Source organism: Pseudomonas sp. FG36 (assembly GCF_057809275.1).
Map to the genome: position 1 here is coordinate 1 of NZ_JBMDJQ010000045.1, position 13,144 is coordinate 13,144.

Consider the following 13,144-nt stretch of genomic DNA (forward strand, 5'->3'; position numbering starts at 1 on the left):
AACCCCTGTTACCGCCGTGAAAGGGCGGTGTCCTAGGCCACTAGACGAAGGGGACACGCTGCTCGCATTACCTATTAAAGTACTGCTTGCTTTCACTCCCTGCCGCGTTTCGCTGTGTGCTTTACGCTGCAAGTGGCGCGCATTCTATGGATGCCTCGCAAGGTCGTCAACCCCTTTGTAGAAATTTATTTAAATCAATGACTTCCCGTCGTCATGGGCAGTGATGCAGGATGTGTCCGGGGATTGGCGTTGCTTTTCTGACGCCGGCTCGGCAAGCTCGTAGCGATGTGCCAGCATCTGTAGATTTTGGATTACGGGCCGATACATATAGGCAAGGCTTGAGGGCCTGATCGCGTGGCAAGTCGCATCGGCGCACCGCCGCTCCCACGGATGCTTCACAGACTCAAGGGAACGCTGGACTGTTCCGCCGGGCTGCACTGTTCGCTTTCGGGCGGACTCACTACACTCTCGATAGATGCAAAACTTCTTCATGAGGCGTTAACGGTGACACCACTTCTGATCACCCTGCTTATCGTTGCAGGTATCGCGCTGCTGATCGTGATCGGCTACCTGAACAATGTGGTCGAAAACGGCAAGCTCGAGCGTGCACGGCTCAAGGTCGAACTGGCCGACCGCCTGCGCCGCTGCGGCGAGATCACCGAGACCTTCCCCGGGCAGTTCATGACGCCCGCGCTGAAGCTGCTGCTGACCCGCCTCGAACTGAACCTCAACCAGCGCCAGCTGGCCCTGGACAAACACAGCGGCGACCTCAAGGCGCGCATCGCCGAGCTGGAAGGCTTGATCGCACTGGGCGACAAGATCCCGGTGAGCAACCCGCCCGCGCCGATCCATACCGAGGTCAAGGCCAAGGACGTGCGCTTTCTGCTCGAGCTGCTGCACAACCAGATCGTGCGCGCCACCCAGGAAGGCTTCCTGGCGACCAACGAAGGCAAGTACTGGGTCAAGGAGATCCGCCATATCCTGGTGCTGCTGCATATCGAGTTCTTCAACAACCTCGGCCAGCAGGCCCTGCAGCAGAACCAGCCGGGCCAGGCGCGCCTGGCCTTCGAGCGTGGCGTGCAGTACCTGCGCAAGCAGCCGGAGCCCAAGCAGTACGAAGAGCAGCTGACCTACATGGAGAAACTGCTGAACCGGGCCAACGCCCAGGTGCTGGACCAGATGGAGCCGGCGGAGAACGACCAGAACGCGCTGACCCAGGGGCTCAAGACCGATGAGGACGAGACCTGGAAGAAGAAGGTGATCTACGACTGACAGTGCTGGCCTTGTCGCGGGGCAAGCTCGCTTTCACGCTGTAACATCCAAGAACAAGGGGCCTTCGCAGGCCCCTTGTTCATTTCAGCAGTCGGTCAACTCGAGGAACACCTCGACCAGGCGCTCCAGCCCCGCCTGGTCGGCCGCGCTGAAGCGCGCCAGCTTCGGGCTGTCCAGGTCGAGCACGCCGATCAGCCTGCCCGCCTTGACCAGCGGAATCACCAACTCGCTGTTCGACGCACTGTCGCAGGCGATATGCCCGGGGAAGGCATGCACGTCCTCCACTCGCTGGGTGCTGCGGGTGGCCGCCGCGGCGCCGCACACGCCACGGCTGAACGGAATGCGCACGCAGGCCACCTGGCCCTGGAACGGGCCGAGCACCAGCTCTTCGTTGCGGTTGATATAGAAGCCCGCCCAGTTCAAGTCCTCCACCTGGTTGTAGAGAAACGCCGAGAACTGTGCGGCATTGGCGATGAAGTCACGCTCGTCGGCGAACAGCGCCTGCACTTGCGCGGCCAGCAGGTCGTAGCCGTCGAGGCCTTGGCCACTGGCGTTGAGGTCGATCATTTATTTCTGCTCCAGCAATTGCAGCCCGACCCAGTAGCGGGCGAACTGATAGGCACAACGGCCATTACGGTTGCCGCGGCCAGTGGCCCAGCGCACGGCGAGGATGTCCAGCGCTTCGTCACGCTGCCAGTGCAGCCCGGCCGGGCGCGCCAGCTGGCCGATCCAGTGTTCGACCACGTTGAGGAAATGCTCCTGGCTGAACGGGTAGAACGACAGCCACAGGCCGAAGCGGTCGGACAAGGCGATCTTGTCCTCCACCGCTTCGTTGGGGTGCAGCTCGCCGTCGACCATCTTCCAGTTTTCGTTGTCGCTCTGCTTCTCCGGCACCAGGTGGCGGCGGTTGGAGGTGGCGTACAGCAGCACGTTGTCCGGGGCCTGCTCCAGCGAGCCGTCGAGCACGCTCTTGAGCACCCGGTAGTCGCCCTCCCCGGCCTCGAACGAGAGGTCGTCGCAGAACAGGATGAAGCGCTGCTCGAGCTTGTGCAGCTGCTCGACCACCCGCGGCAGGTCGGCCAGGTGGTCGCGCTCGATCTCGATCAGGCGCAGGCCCTGGCCTGCGTGCTCGGCCAACAGCGCGCGCACCAGCGACGACTTGCCGGTGCCGCGCGAGCCCCACAGCAGGGCATGGTTGGCTGGCAGGCCGTTGATGAACTGGTGGGTGTTGCGGCCCAACTGCTCGCGCTGCTGGTCGACGCCGATCAGGTCGGACAGGCGGATGTCGAGGCTGACCTCCAGCGGCATCAGGTAGCCGCTGCGGCCATCGCGCTGCCAGCGGGCGGCGAGGGTGCGGCTCCAGTCGATGTCCGGGCGCGGGGCAGGCAGCAGGGGTTCGAGGCGGGCGAGGACCGATTCGGCGCGGTCGAGAAAAGCGGTAAGGCGGGCGTCCATGGCGACTCCTATTGATTTCAGTTTTTTGGGGCCGCTGCGCGCCCCATCGCCGGCAAGCCGGCTCCCACAGTGAAGAGTGATCACCTATGGAAGCCGGCTTGCCGGCGATGGGGCGCGCAACGGCCCTTAATCGACGATCAACTGAAATGAACAGACAGACCCGCCAGCAGCCAGGGCTGATCGGCTATGCTTGCGCAGCGCACGGAGCAAGTAACCGGCTTGGGACCCATGGATATCAAGTTCACCAATCGCCTGTCCTACAAGCAAGCCCGGTTGACAGTCCTGGTCGGCTTCATCCTGGGAACATTGCTCAGTCTCATCCAGATCGGCATCGATTATGCCAGCGAAGACGCGTCCATCAACCGTGAAATTCAGGCGCTGCTGAAGATCAGCCACGACACGGCCTCGCGCATCGCCTACAACATCGACACCGAGCTGGCCCAGGAGCTGACCGGCGGGCTGTTGAAATCCCCGGCGCTGATCCGTGCGCGGTTGATCGACAACAACGACACTGTACTGGCCGACGTGCAGCGGCCACGCATGGAAAGCCGCTACCGGCCGTTGTCGGACTTCCTGTTCGGCGAGCAGCGGGTGTTCCAGGACCGGCTGTTCCTCGCCCATATGCCCGAGGAATACCTCGGCACCCTGTACCTGGACGTCGATACCTACGCCTTCGGCGGGCGCTTCCTCGACCGCGCCGGGGTCACCCTGGTCAACGGCTTCGCCCGCAGCCTGGTGCTCACCGGTATTCTCCTGGCGCTGTTCTACCTGATGCTGACCAAGCCGCTGGTGACGGTGATCGGCGCGCTCAGCGGCAACGATGCACGCACGCCCAGGCAGAACCGCGTGGACTGCCCCAAGGGCCACGAGAACGACGAGATCGGCGTGCTGGTACGGGTCGCCAACCAGCAGTTCGTCAGCATGGCCACCGAGATCCAGCAGCGGCGCACCGCCGAGAACCGCCTGACCCAGTACCTCAACGAGCTGGAAGATATCGTCTCGGCCCGTACCAACGAGCTCAAGGCCAGCAACAGCCGCCTGAGCCTGTCCAACCAGGAGCTGGACGAAGCGCGCCAGCGCGCCCTGGACATGGCCCAGGCCCGCGCCGCTTTCCTGGCCAACATGAGCCACGAGATCCGCACACCGCTCAACGGCATGCTGGGCATGATCGCCCTGGCGCTGGACAGCGGCCTGGCCGCCGAGCAGCGCCAGCAGCTGTCGATCGCCCACGACTCAGGCAAGGTGCTGGTGGAGCTGCTCAACGATATCCTCGACCTGTCGAAGTTCGACGCCGGCCAGTTGGAGCTCGAGCGCATCCCGTTCGACCTCGGGGCGATGGTCGAGGACACCGCCAACCTGCTGTCACAGAATGCCGCGCCCAGTGTCGAGCTGACCTGCCTGATCGCCCCGGACTTTCCCAGCACGGTGCTGGGCGACCCGACGCGAGTACGGCAGATCGTCAGCAACCTGCTGTCCAACGCGCTCAAGTTCACCCGCTTCGGGCGTGTCGATGTACGCCTGAGCAGCATCGTCGGCGGCGTGCGCCTTGAAGTCAGCGACACCGGCATCGGCATCCCCGAGGAGGCCCAGGCACGGATCTTCCAGCCGTTTACCCAGGCCGGCGCGGGTATCACCCGCCAATACGGCGGCACCGGGCTGGGCCTGGCCCTGACCCGCAACCTGTGCAAGGCCATGCAAGGGCATCTGCATATTCATTCCGAAACCGGCTTCGGCAGCCGTTTCAGCGCCGACCTGCCACTACCGGCGCATACCGAGGCGATCCCGCCAGCGGCAATAAGCGGACGCGTGGTGGCCCTGGGCAACCCCGGCAGCGGCCTGGCCGAGCTGCTGCAAGGGCTGCTGCCGCGTTGGGGGCTGCAATACGTGCGCCATGAAGACGCCAGCGCACTGGCTGGCCTGCAGGTCGACCTGCTGATCACCGACGACCTGGAACACGTGCTCGACCTGCGCCCGGCCATCGCGGCGCCGATCCTGCTGGTGACCGCCTACGGCAACTTCCTGCCTGCCGAACAGGCCGAGCAACTGCAACCCTTGCAGCAGCTGGCCCGGCCCCTGGCGCGCAATGCGCTGTACCAGACGCTACGCCGCACCCTGCAAGGGGAGCCCAATGCGCCGCTGCCCCACGAGGTGCCGGCCTCGCGCGAGTTGCGGGCGCGCATCCTGCTGGTAGAGGACAACCCGGTGAACCAACTGGTGGCCAAGGGCATGCTCGGCAAGCTCGGCTGCCAGGTGCAGGTGGCCGCCCACGGCCAGGAGGCCCTTGACTACCTGGAACGGGACAGCTTCGACCTGGTGCTGATGGACTGCAACATGCCGGTGATGGACGGCTACGAGGCCAGCCGGCGCATCCGCCAGAGCAGCCGCTGGCCGGAGCTGCCGATCGTCGCGCTGACCGCCAACGCCATGCCCGAGGAGCGCGAACGCTGCCGCGCCGCGGGCATGAACGACTACCTGGCCAAGCCGTTCCGGCGCGAGGAACTGCTGGCGCTGATCGAGCACTGGGTGCCGGTCAGCGGTTGAGCAGCGGCTCTATCGCTGCTTTCAGCGCCTCGGGCTTGGTGGTCGGGGCGAAGCGGGTGACCTTGCCGCTGCGCGGGTCGACCAGGAACTTGGTGAAGTTCCACTTGATCTTCTGCGTACCCAGCAGGCCCGGTGCGCGGCGCTTGAGCTCGGCGAACAGCGGGTGGGCGCCGGGGCCGTTGACTTCGATCTTGCGAAACAGCGGGAAGCTCACGCCGAAGTTGAGCTCGCAGAACTGCGCGATCTCCCGGGCGTCGCCCGGCTCCTGCTTGCCGAACTGGTTGCAGGGGAAGCCCAGCACCACCAGGCCCTGGCGCTGATAGTCCTGCCACAGGCGCTCGAGCCCTTTGTACTGCGGGGTGAAACCGCACTGGCTGGCGGTGTTGACCACCAGCAGCGCCTTGCCGGCGAAGTCGCCCAGCACTTTCTGCTCACCGCCAAGGGTGACGCAGGGGATGTCCAGCAGCGCATCGGCCATGTTCGCTCTCCGTCAATCGCGTGGCTTGAAGTCCAGGCATACCGAGTTGATGCAGTAGCGTAGCCCGGTCGGCGGCGGGCCGTCGGGAAATACATGGCCCAGGTGGGCGTCGCACTGGGCGCAGGTGACTTCGGTGCGGATCATGCCGTGGGAGGTGTCGCGGATCTCGATCATCGCGGCCTCTTCGATCGGCTCGTAGAAGCTCGGCCAGCCGCAGCCGGAATCGAACTTGGCATTGGAGGCGAACAGCGGCAGGTCGCAGCAGATGCAGTGGTAGACGCCGTCGCGGCGCTCGCTGTTGTACTTGCCGCTGAACGGCCGCTCGGTGCCTTTCAGGCGGCACACCTGGTACTGGGCCGGATCGAGCATGGCGCGCCATTCGTCCAGGGTTTTGTCGATCTTTTGCATGGTGGGACCTCGGCAGGCTGAATTTCACCTCGCACCGGCTTTTCCCTGGCGCGGGTGGCACGTATATTAGTTGGCTTCGTGTGCAAGGCAGCCAGTCTGGCACCCGGTTCCCGCCCTTTCAAACCTTTCGAAAGAAGGCGGCGCGTATTCTCACTCGGGATCTCATCATGCAGTTCAGCAAATCGAACAAGCTCGCCAATGTCTGCTACGACATTCGCGGCCCAGTGCTCAAGCACGCCAAACGCCTGGAAGAGGAAGGCCATCGCATCCTCAAGCTGAACATCGGCAACCCGGCGCCGTTTGGTTTCGAGGCGCCGGACGAGATCCTCCAGGACGTCATCCGCAACCTGCCCACCGCCCAGGGCTACAGCGACTCCAAGGGCCTGTTCAGCGCGCGCAAGGCAGTGATGCAGTACTGCCAGCAAAAGGAAATCGAAGGCGTCACCATCGAGGACATCTACCTCGGCAACGGCGTGTCCGAGCTGATCGTCATGTCCATGCAGGCGCTGCTCAACAACGGCGACGAAGTGCTGATCCCGGCGCCCGACTACCCGCTGTGGACCGCCGCGGTGAGCCTGGCCGGCGGCAAGCCGGTGCACTACCTGTGCGACGAGCAGGCCGACTGGTTCCCGGACCTTGACGACATCAAGGCCAAGATCACCCCGAACACCAAGGCATTGGTGATCATCAACCCGAACAACCCGACCGGCGCGGTGTACTCCAAGGAGCTGCTGCTGGGCATGCTGGAGCTGGCGCGCCAGCACAACCTGGTGGTGTTCTCCGACGAGATCTACGACAAGATCCTCTACGACGAGGCCGTGCACATCAGCACCGCGTCGCTGGCCCCGGACCTGCTGTGCCTGACCTTCAACGGCCTGTCCAAGTCGTACCGGGTGGCGGGCTTCCGCTCCGGCTGGCTGATCATCTCCGGGCCCAAGCACCACGCCACGAGCTACATCGAAGGCATCGACATGCTGGCCAACATGCGCCTGTGCGCCAACGTGCCGGCCCAGCACGCCATCCAGACCGCCTTGGGCGGCTACCAGAGCATCAACGACCTGGTACTGCCACCGGGCCGCCTGCTGGAGCAGCGCAACCGCACCTACGAGCTGCTCAACGAAATCCCCGGGGTCAGTTGCGTCAAGCCGATGGGCGCGCTGTACGCTTTCCCACGCATCGATCCGAAGGTCTGCCCGATCCTCAACGATGAGAAATTCGCGCTCGACCTGCTGCTGTCGGAGAAGCTGCTGATCGTCCAGGGCACGGCGTTCAACTGGCCGTGGCCGGACCACTTCCGCGTGGTGACCTTGCCGCGGGTGGATGACCTGGAACAGGCGATCGGGCGTATCGGCAACTTCCTGCGCACCTATTCGCAGTAAGCGATATCGCCATCGCGAGGCAAGTCGCATCGGTACGCCGATGCGACTTGCCTTGCGATGCTTTTGCCTTACATCCTGCAACGCTCTACCCCACAGCCCTCACGGCATCCTCTGCCATACTCCTCGCGTACACAGTTTGAAATAGTCGCCCGGTTGAATAGCAGCGCCCTCCCCCTTATATACCCCGCAGTACGCAACAAACTCATCCGTCAGGAGAACGTAACAACCATGATGCGCATTCTGTTGTTTGTAGCCACCAACCTCGCGGTGGTGCTGGTTGCAAGCATTACCCTGAGCCTGTTCGGCTTCAACGGGTTCATGGCCGCCAACGGGGTTGACCTCAACCTCGGCCAGCTGCTGGTCTTCTGCGCCGTGTTCGGTTTTGCTGGCTCGCTCGTCTCGCTGTTCATCTCCAAGTGGATGGCGAAGATGACCACCGGCACCCAGATCATCACCCAACCCCGCACCCGTCACGAGCAGTGGCTGCTGCAGACCGTCGAGGAGCTGTCCCGCGAGGCCGGCATCAAGATGCCCGAGGTAGGCATCTTCCCGGCCTACGAGGCCAACGCCTTCGCCACCGGTTGGAACCGCAACGACGCGCTGGTGGCGGTGTCCCAGGGCCTGCTGGAGCGCTTCTCGCCCGATGAAGTGCGCGCGGTGCTGGCCCACGAGATCGGTCACGTGGCCAACGGCGACATGGTCACCATGGCGCTGGTGCAGGGCGTGGTGAACACCTTCGTGATGTTCTTCGCCCGCATCATCGGCAACTTCGTCGACCGGGTGATCTTCAAGAACGAAGAAGGCCACGGTATCGCCTACTTCATCGCGACCATCGTCGCCGAGCTGGTGCTGGGCATCCTCGCCAGCATCATCGTCATGTGGTACTCGCGCCGCCGCGAGTTCCGCGCCGACGAAGCCGGCGCCCACCTGGCCGGCACCGGCGCGATGATCGGCGCGCTGCAGCGCCTGCGCTCCGAGCAGGGCCTGCCGGTGCACATGCCCGACACGATGAAGGCCTTCGGCATCAACGGCGGCCTGAAGCATGGCCTGGCCGGACTGCTGATGAGCCACCCGCCGCTGGAAGACCGCATCGACGCCCTGCGCCGTCGCGGCTGATCCAGGCAGCAACAAGAAAGGGCGACTTCGGTCGCCCTTTTTCATTGCCCCGCGTGGCTTCAACGCCGAACGCTGTAGACTCGCTCAACCAAACTTTCGACACCAGCTTTGAGAAACTTCGGACTCTCGTCGAGAATCTCCCGCGCCTCGACCTCATCGACCCGCCACCCGGCAAACCCCGCCCGCACCTCAGCGTCCGGCACCGAGAACGGCGGCCCGTCGATCACGGCCTGGTCGTAGTCGAGGGTCACCAGCAGGCCGCGGCAGGCCGCTGGTAACTGCTCGCCCAACAATGCCATGTAGCGCTCGCGCATCGGCTCAGGCAAGGCGATCAACGCCGCCCGGTCGTACACCCCCGCGCAATCAGCCAGATCCTCGGCACGCAGGGCGAACACATCGCCGCACCACAGCTCCACCTCGTCGCTGCGCCACACTTCGAAGCCCCCGTGCTGCGTCACCTGCGCCAACAGCCCGTGCTCGGCGAAGAAATCCTCCACCGCCCGCCGCGACAGCTCCACACCCAGCACCCGATACCCTTGCGCGGCCAGCCAGAGCATGTCCAGGCTCTTGCCACACAGCGGTACCAGCACCCGCGCGCCCGAGGCCAGCCCCAACGCCGGCCAGTGCGCCTGCAGGTACGGGTTCACCTGAGCCTGGTGAAAGCCGATCTGGTTGTCCGCCCACCGCTTGTGCCAGAACGCTGGCTCCATGATCCCTCCCGGTTTTTCGATAAAATACTGTGAAAACTTATATTGGATCTCGATCGAAGGCTGATCGAAGATGGCAGCATCTTACCTGCCAGGACCCCACCATGCTGCCCAGCCTGTTCATTTCCCATGGCTCACCCATGCTCGCCCTGCAACCCGGCGCCAGCGGCCCGGCCCTGGCCGCGCTGGCCCGCGCCCTGCCCCGCCCGAAGGCGATCGTGGTGGTGTCGGCGCACTGGGAAAGCCGCGAACTGCTGGTGATGAGCAACCCACGTCCGCAAACCTGGCATGACTTCCATGGTTTTCCGCCGGCCCTGTACGCGGTGCACTACCCGGCGCCCGGCGAACCGGCACTGGCGCAGCGGCTGGCCGGGTTGCTCGGCGCCCACCTGGATGAACAACGGCCTTTCGACCACGGAGCCTGGGTACCGCTGTCGCTGATGTATCCGCAGGCGGAGATTCCGGTAGTCCAGGTGTCGCTGCCCAGCCAGGCCGGCCCCGCCCTGCAACTGAAGGTCGGGCAGGCGCTGGCGCAGCTGCGTGAGGAAGGCATCCTGCTGATCGGCTCGGGCAGCATCACCCATAACCTGGGTGAGCTGGACTGGCATGCCGGGCCGGATGCGGTCGAGCCCTGGGCGCTGGCGTTTCGCGACTGGGTGGTGGAGCAGTTGAAGGCGGGAGACGAGGCGGCGCTTGTGGACTATCGGCGCCAGGCACCGTTTGCAGTGCGCAATCATCCCAGTGACGAGCACCTGCTGCCGTTGTTCTTCGCCATGGGGGCTGGCGAGCGGTTTGGCATCGTGCACCAGGGATTCACGCTGGGGGCGCTGGGGATGGATATCTACAGGTTTGATTGAGCTCCGGCAGCGCCTGCACTGACCTTATCGCCGGCAAGCCGGCTCCCACAGGGGCGTGCCAAAGCCTGCTGAAGTGGAAAACTGCGAAAAAAAATCCCCGACCTAGGCCGGGGATCTTTCATTGCAGCGCCAGGATCAGTCCTCGCGGTAGCGGCGCAGCTTCAGCTGCTTGCCGGCCACGCGGGTGTCCTTGAGCTTGGTCAGCAGACGCTCGAGGCCGTCTTCCGGCAGCTCGATCAGGCTGAAGCTGTCACGCACCTGGATACGACCGATGGCATCACGCGCCAGGCCACCCTCATTGAGGATAGCGCCCAGCAGGTTCTTGGCGGCGATGCCGTCACGGGCACCCAGGGCGGTACGGCAACGCACGCGGCCTTCAGCCAGCGGCATCGGCGCGCGACGCTCGCGGTCACCACGGTCGCTGCGCTCACCACGCTCGGTACGCTCGCCAGTGCTGCGCTCACGCGGAGTGTGGGTCGGCACCAACGGCTGCTCGCGCTCTACCGAAGCCAAGTCCAGCGCCTGGCCATTGGTGGCCTTGCGCAGCAGGGCCGAAGCCAGGGCACGGGCACTGCAACCCAGGTCGGCGGTCAGGCGGTCGAACAGCTCGCCATGGCTGGCCTCGGACTCGGCCACCAGTGGCGCCAGGCTCTTGGTCAGCTTCTTGATGCGTGCGTCCAGCACAGCCTGCGGGTTAGGCAGGCGGGCTTCGGCAACCTTCTGCCCGGTGACACGCTCGATCACCTGCAGCATGCGGCGCTCACGCGGAGTGACCAGCAGCAGCGCACGGCCATCGCGACCGGCACGGCCGGTACGGCCGATACGGTGCACGTAGGACTCCGGATCGTACGGCATGTCGACGTTGAACACGTGGGTGATACGCGGTACGTCCAGACCACGGGCAGCGACGTCGGTGGCGACGACGATGTCCAGGCGGCCATCCTTGAGCGAGTCGATCACGCGCTCACGCTGGTTCTGGGCGATGTCGCCGTTCAGCGCGGCAGCCTTGTAGCCTTTGGCTTCCAGGGCGGCGGCCAGGTCCAGGGTGGCTTGCTTGGTACGCACGAAGGCGATCAGCGCGTCGAACTCTTCCACTTCCAGCAGGCGCAGCACGGCCGGGATCTTCTGGTCGGCGTGGACCATCAGGTGGGCCTGCTCGATCGCGGTCACGGTCTGGGTCTTGCTCTGGATCTTGACGTGCTTCGGCTCGCGCAGGTGGCGCTCGGCGATGGCACGGATCGAGGCCGGCAGGGTGGCGGAGAACAGCACGGTCTGGCGGGTTGCAGGGATGGCGTCGAAGATCACTTCGAGGTCGTCCATGAAGCCCAGTTTGAGCATTTCGTCGGCTTCGTCGAGTACCAGGTACTGAACGGTGGACAGGACTTTCTCGTCGCGGCGCAGGTGGTCGCACAGGCGGCCAGGGGTGGCCACGACGATTTGCGCGCCGTTACGAATGGCACGCAGTTGTGGGCCCATCGGGGCACCACCGTAGACAGCCACCACGTTAACGCCCGGCATCTGCTTGGCGTAGGTTTCGAAAGCGGTGGCTACTTGCAGCGCCAACTCACGGGTTGGCGCCAGGATCAGGGCTTGCGGTTCGCGCTTGCTCACGTCGATCTTGTTGAGGATCGGCAGGGCGAAGGCAGCGGTCTTGCCGGTGCCAGTCTGCGCCTGGCCGATCATGTCGTGACCGGCGAGGATGATCGGGATCGACTGATGCTGAATAGCCGAAGGCTCTTCGTAGCCGGTGGCCAGAACAGCAGCAACGATATTCGGATTGAGATCGAGAGCGGCGAATCCGCCGGTTTCCTGGGTCATGGGTCTGCCTCTAGGTGCATCCGCAAAGACCCATGCTCCAAAACTGCACATGCCTTGAAAGACCAAGCGGTCACCCAGGCAGTTTTGGCGGCGGGGATTTGCGAAAACGATTGAAAAAGGAACATCTTGGGAAGGTCCGACTAGCGGACGCGCAGCCGAAGCTGGGTTCGGAGGATTTGCACCACCTGATTCGAGGTCCGCTAAAAGACCGGCGCGTACTATACCCGAATCCGCCATGAACTGTGAGAAATATTTCTAGGATCAAGTATTGGATTGGATCCAGGCTGAATCGTTTCCCCGCGGGCTCAGCGCTGCCCTCATCCATTCAGGTCGCCGGGCGGATGGCCTTGATCAGGTACTCCAGCGAGTACCCCAGCTGCGGCGCCAAGGTTGCGGCCCGCGCCCGCACGGCATCGATATCCAGCGTCTGCTCCAGGTCCGCCGGCACCAGCAGGATCACGTTACCCTCCTTCACCGGCAGTTCCCAGTAATGGCGATGGTACAGCCCGCGCAACAAGGCCGCGCCCAGTGGCTTGCCATCGTCCCCGGCCCACTGGTTGATCACCAGCCAGCCCCCTGGGTTGAGCTGCTTCTGGCAGTTTTCCAGGAACCCCCAGGCCAGATGCCCGACGCCGGGGCCATAGTCGGTATACAGGTCGACGAACAGCAGGTCGGCCTTTTCGGCGCTGGGCAGCAGCTCAAGGGCGTCGCCTACCCGCACGTACAGCCGCGGATCGTCGTCCAGGCCCATGAACTCCATGGCCAGGCGCGGCACGTCCGGGCGCAGTTCGATGGCCTCGACGTCCTCCAGCGGCAGGAACTTCAGGCAGGCCTGGGTCAGGGTGCCGGCGCCAAGGCCGAGGAACAGCGCGCTTTCCGGCTGTTCGTGGCACAGCGCGCCAACCAGCATGGCGCGGGTGTAGTCGTACTCCAGCCAGCTGGGGTCGGCGGTGAAGGTGCAACTCTGCTCGATGGCGTCGCCGAACTCGAGGAAGCGATAGTCATCCACCTCGTACACGCTGATGACGCCAAAGGCATCCTCGACCCGTGCCAGCAGCCGCTCTTCCCGCTCCGTCGCCATCCCTACCACCTGCCCGCGCAAAACCGCCATTG

Annotated in this window: 12 protein-coding genes; 5 read left to right on the forward strand and 7 right to left on the reverse strand. The window is 64.4% G+C overall.

The annotated features are described in order from the left end of the window. The first annotated feature begins 504 nt into the window (after nucleotides 1-504). Entirely contained in the window at nucleotides 505-1,272 is a 768-nt protein-coding gene (locus ACODS9_RS24005) for a hypothetical protein (protein ID WP_401110038.1), read from the forward strand. Between the two features lie 84 nt (nucleotides 1,273-1,356). Here ACODS9_RS24005 and ACODS9_RS24010 read toward each other — a convergent pair whose 3' ends face one another. Further along, nucleotides 1,357-1,839 (reverse strand): GAF domain-containing protein, encoded by a 483-nt coding sequence (locus ACODS9_RS24010; RefSeq protein WP_046856554.1) that lies wholly within the window; start codon nucleotides 1,837-1,839, stop codon nucleotides 1,357-1,359. Beyond that, the gene (locus ACODS9_RS24015; protein WP_489094922.1) at nucleotides 1,840-2,727 is read right to left on the reverse strand and encodes an ATP-binding protein; all 888 of its coding nucleotides are present in this window, start codon (nucleotides 2,725-2,727) and stop codon (nucleotides 1,840-1,842) included. Between the two features lie 186 nt (nucleotides 2,728-2,913). On the opposite strand from ACODS9_RS24015, the gene ACODS9_RS24020 reads away from it, so the two are divergent. Next, on the forward strand, nucleotides 2,914-5,268 hold the full coding sequence (locus ACODS9_RS24020) for a response regulator (RefSeq protein ID WP_489094923.1): 2,355 nt from the start codon (nucleotides 2,914-2,916) through the stop codon (nucleotides 5,266-5,268). Here ACODS9_RS24020 and ACODS9_RS24025 read toward each other — a convergent pair. Together ACODS9_RS24025 and msrB are read right to left on the reverse strand one after the other, a co-directional pair. Then, a complete protein-coding gene (locus ACODS9_RS24025; protein ID WP_046856557.1) occupies nucleotides 5,258-5,746 on the reverse strand; it encodes a glutathione peroxidase in 489 nt (162 codons plus the stop codon). The two genes, ACODS9_RS24020 and ACODS9_RS24025, sit on opposite strands and share 11 nt — an antisense overlap. A gap of 12 nt (nucleotides 5,747-5,758) precedes the next feature. Beyond that, nucleotides 5,759-6,154, reverse strand: coding sequence for a peptide-methionine (R)-S-oxide reductase MsrB (gene msrB / locus ACODS9_RS24030; protein ID WP_367856714.1), 396 nt, complete (start codon nucleotides 6,152-6,154; stop codon nucleotides 5,759-5,761). Between the two features lie 167 nt (nucleotides 6,155-6,321). Here msrB and ACODS9_RS24035 point away from each other — a divergent pair, with 167 nt between their 5' ends. Then, complete coding sequence (locus ACODS9_RS24035; RefSeq protein ID WP_046856559.1) at nucleotides 6,322-7,533, forward strand: pyridoxal phosphate-dependent aminotransferase; 1,212 nt, start codon at nucleotides 6,322-6,324, stop codon at nucleotides 7,531-7,533. Between the two features lie 228 nt (nucleotides 7,534-7,761). Then, nucleotides 7,762-8,649 (forward strand): protease HtpX, encoded by an 888-nt coding sequence (htpX, locus tag ACODS9_RS24040; protein ID WP_038705666.1) that lies wholly within the window; start codon nucleotides 7,762-7,764, stop codon nucleotides 8,647-8,649. A gap of 59 nt (nucleotides 8,650-8,708) precedes the next feature. Here htpX and ACODS9_RS24045 read toward each other — a convergent pair whose 3' ends face one another. Further along, on the reverse strand, nucleotides 8,709-9,359 hold the full coding sequence (locus tag ACODS9_RS24045) for a thiopurine S-methyltransferase (RefSeq protein WP_489094924.1): 651 nt from the start codon (nucleotides 9,357-9,359) through the stop codon (nucleotides 8,709-8,711). A gap of 101 nt (nucleotides 9,360-9,460) precedes the next feature. On the opposite strand from ACODS9_RS24045, the gene ACODS9_RS24050 reads away from it, so the two are divergent. Beyond that, a complete protein-coding gene (locus tag ACODS9_RS24050; RefSeq protein ID WP_401110052.1) occupies nucleotides 9,461-10,213 on the forward strand; it encodes a DODA-type extradiol aromatic ring-opening family dioxygenase in 753 nt (250 codons plus the stop codon). A gap of 135 nt (nucleotides 10,214-10,348) precedes the next feature. Here ACODS9_RS24050 and ACODS9_RS24055 read toward each other — a convergent pair whose 3' ends face one another. Together ACODS9_RS24055 and ACODS9_RS24060 are read right to left on the reverse strand one after the other, a co-directional pair. Continuing rightward, the gene (locus ACODS9_RS24055; protein WP_038705663.1) at nucleotides 10,349-12,031 is read right to left on the reverse strand and encodes a DEAD/DEAH box helicase; all 1,683 of its coding nucleotides are present in this window, start codon (nucleotides 12,029-12,031) and stop codon (nucleotides 10,349-10,351) included. A 325-nt stretch (nucleotides 12,032-12,356) separates the two neighbouring features. After that, nucleotides 12,357-13,112: a spermidine synthase gene (locus tag ACODS9_RS24060; protein WP_023630401.1), complete on the reverse strand. Its 756-nt coding sequence runs from the start codon at nucleotides 13,110-13,112 to the stop codon at nucleotides 12,357-12,359. Nucleotides 13,113-13,144 lie beyond the last annotated feature (32 nt).

What these genes read in the sequence shown, in the direction of transcription:
- ACODS9_RS24010 (WP_046856554.1), bottom strand. Translation starts at nt 1,839, where the DNA reads ATGATCGACCTCAACGCCAGTGGCCAAGGCCTCGACGGCTACGACCTG.
- ACODS9_RS24015 (WP_489094922.1), bottom strand. Translation starts at nt 2,727, where the DNA reads ATGGACGCCCGCCTTACCGCTTTTCTCGACCGCGCCGAATCGGTCCTC.
- ACODS9_RS24020 (WP_489094923.1), top strand. Translation starts at nt 2,914, where the DNA reads ATGCTTGCGCAGCGCACGGAGCAAGTAACCGGCTTGGGACCCATGGAT.
- ACODS9_RS24025 (WP_046856557.1), bottom strand. Translation starts at nt 5,746, where the DNA reads ATGGCCGATGCGCTGCTGGACATCCCCTGCGTCACCCTTGGCGGTGAG.
- msrB (WP_367856714.1), bottom strand. Translation starts at nt 6,154, where the DNA reads ATGCAAAAGATCGACAAAACCCTGGACGAATGGCGCGCCATGCTCGAT.
- ACODS9_RS24035 (WP_046856559.1), top strand. Translation starts at nt 6,322, where the DNA reads ATGCAGTTCAGCAAATCGAACAAGCTCGCCAATGTCTGCTACGACATT.
- htpX (WP_038705666.1), top strand. Translation starts at nt 7,762, where the DNA reads ATGATGCGCATTCTGTTGTTTGTAGCCACCAACCTCGCGGTGGTGCTG.
- ACODS9_RS24045 (WP_489094924.1), bottom strand. Translation starts at nt 9,359, where the DNA reads ATGGAGCCAGCGTTCTGGCACAAGCGGTGGGCGGACAACCAGATCGGC.
- ACODS9_RS24050 (WP_401110052.1), top strand. Translation starts at nt 9,461, where the DNA reads ATGCTGCCCAGCCTGTTCATTTCCCATGGCTCACCCATGCTCGCCCTG.
- ACODS9_RS24055 (WP_038705663.1), bottom strand. Translation starts at nt 12,031, where the DNA reads ATGACCCAGGAAACCGGCGGATTCGCCGCTCTCGATCTCAATCCGAAT.
- ACODS9_RS24060 (WP_023630401.1), bottom strand. Translation starts at nt 13,112, where the DNA reads ATGGCGACGGAGCGGGAAGAGCGGCTGCTGGCACGGGTCGAGGATGCC.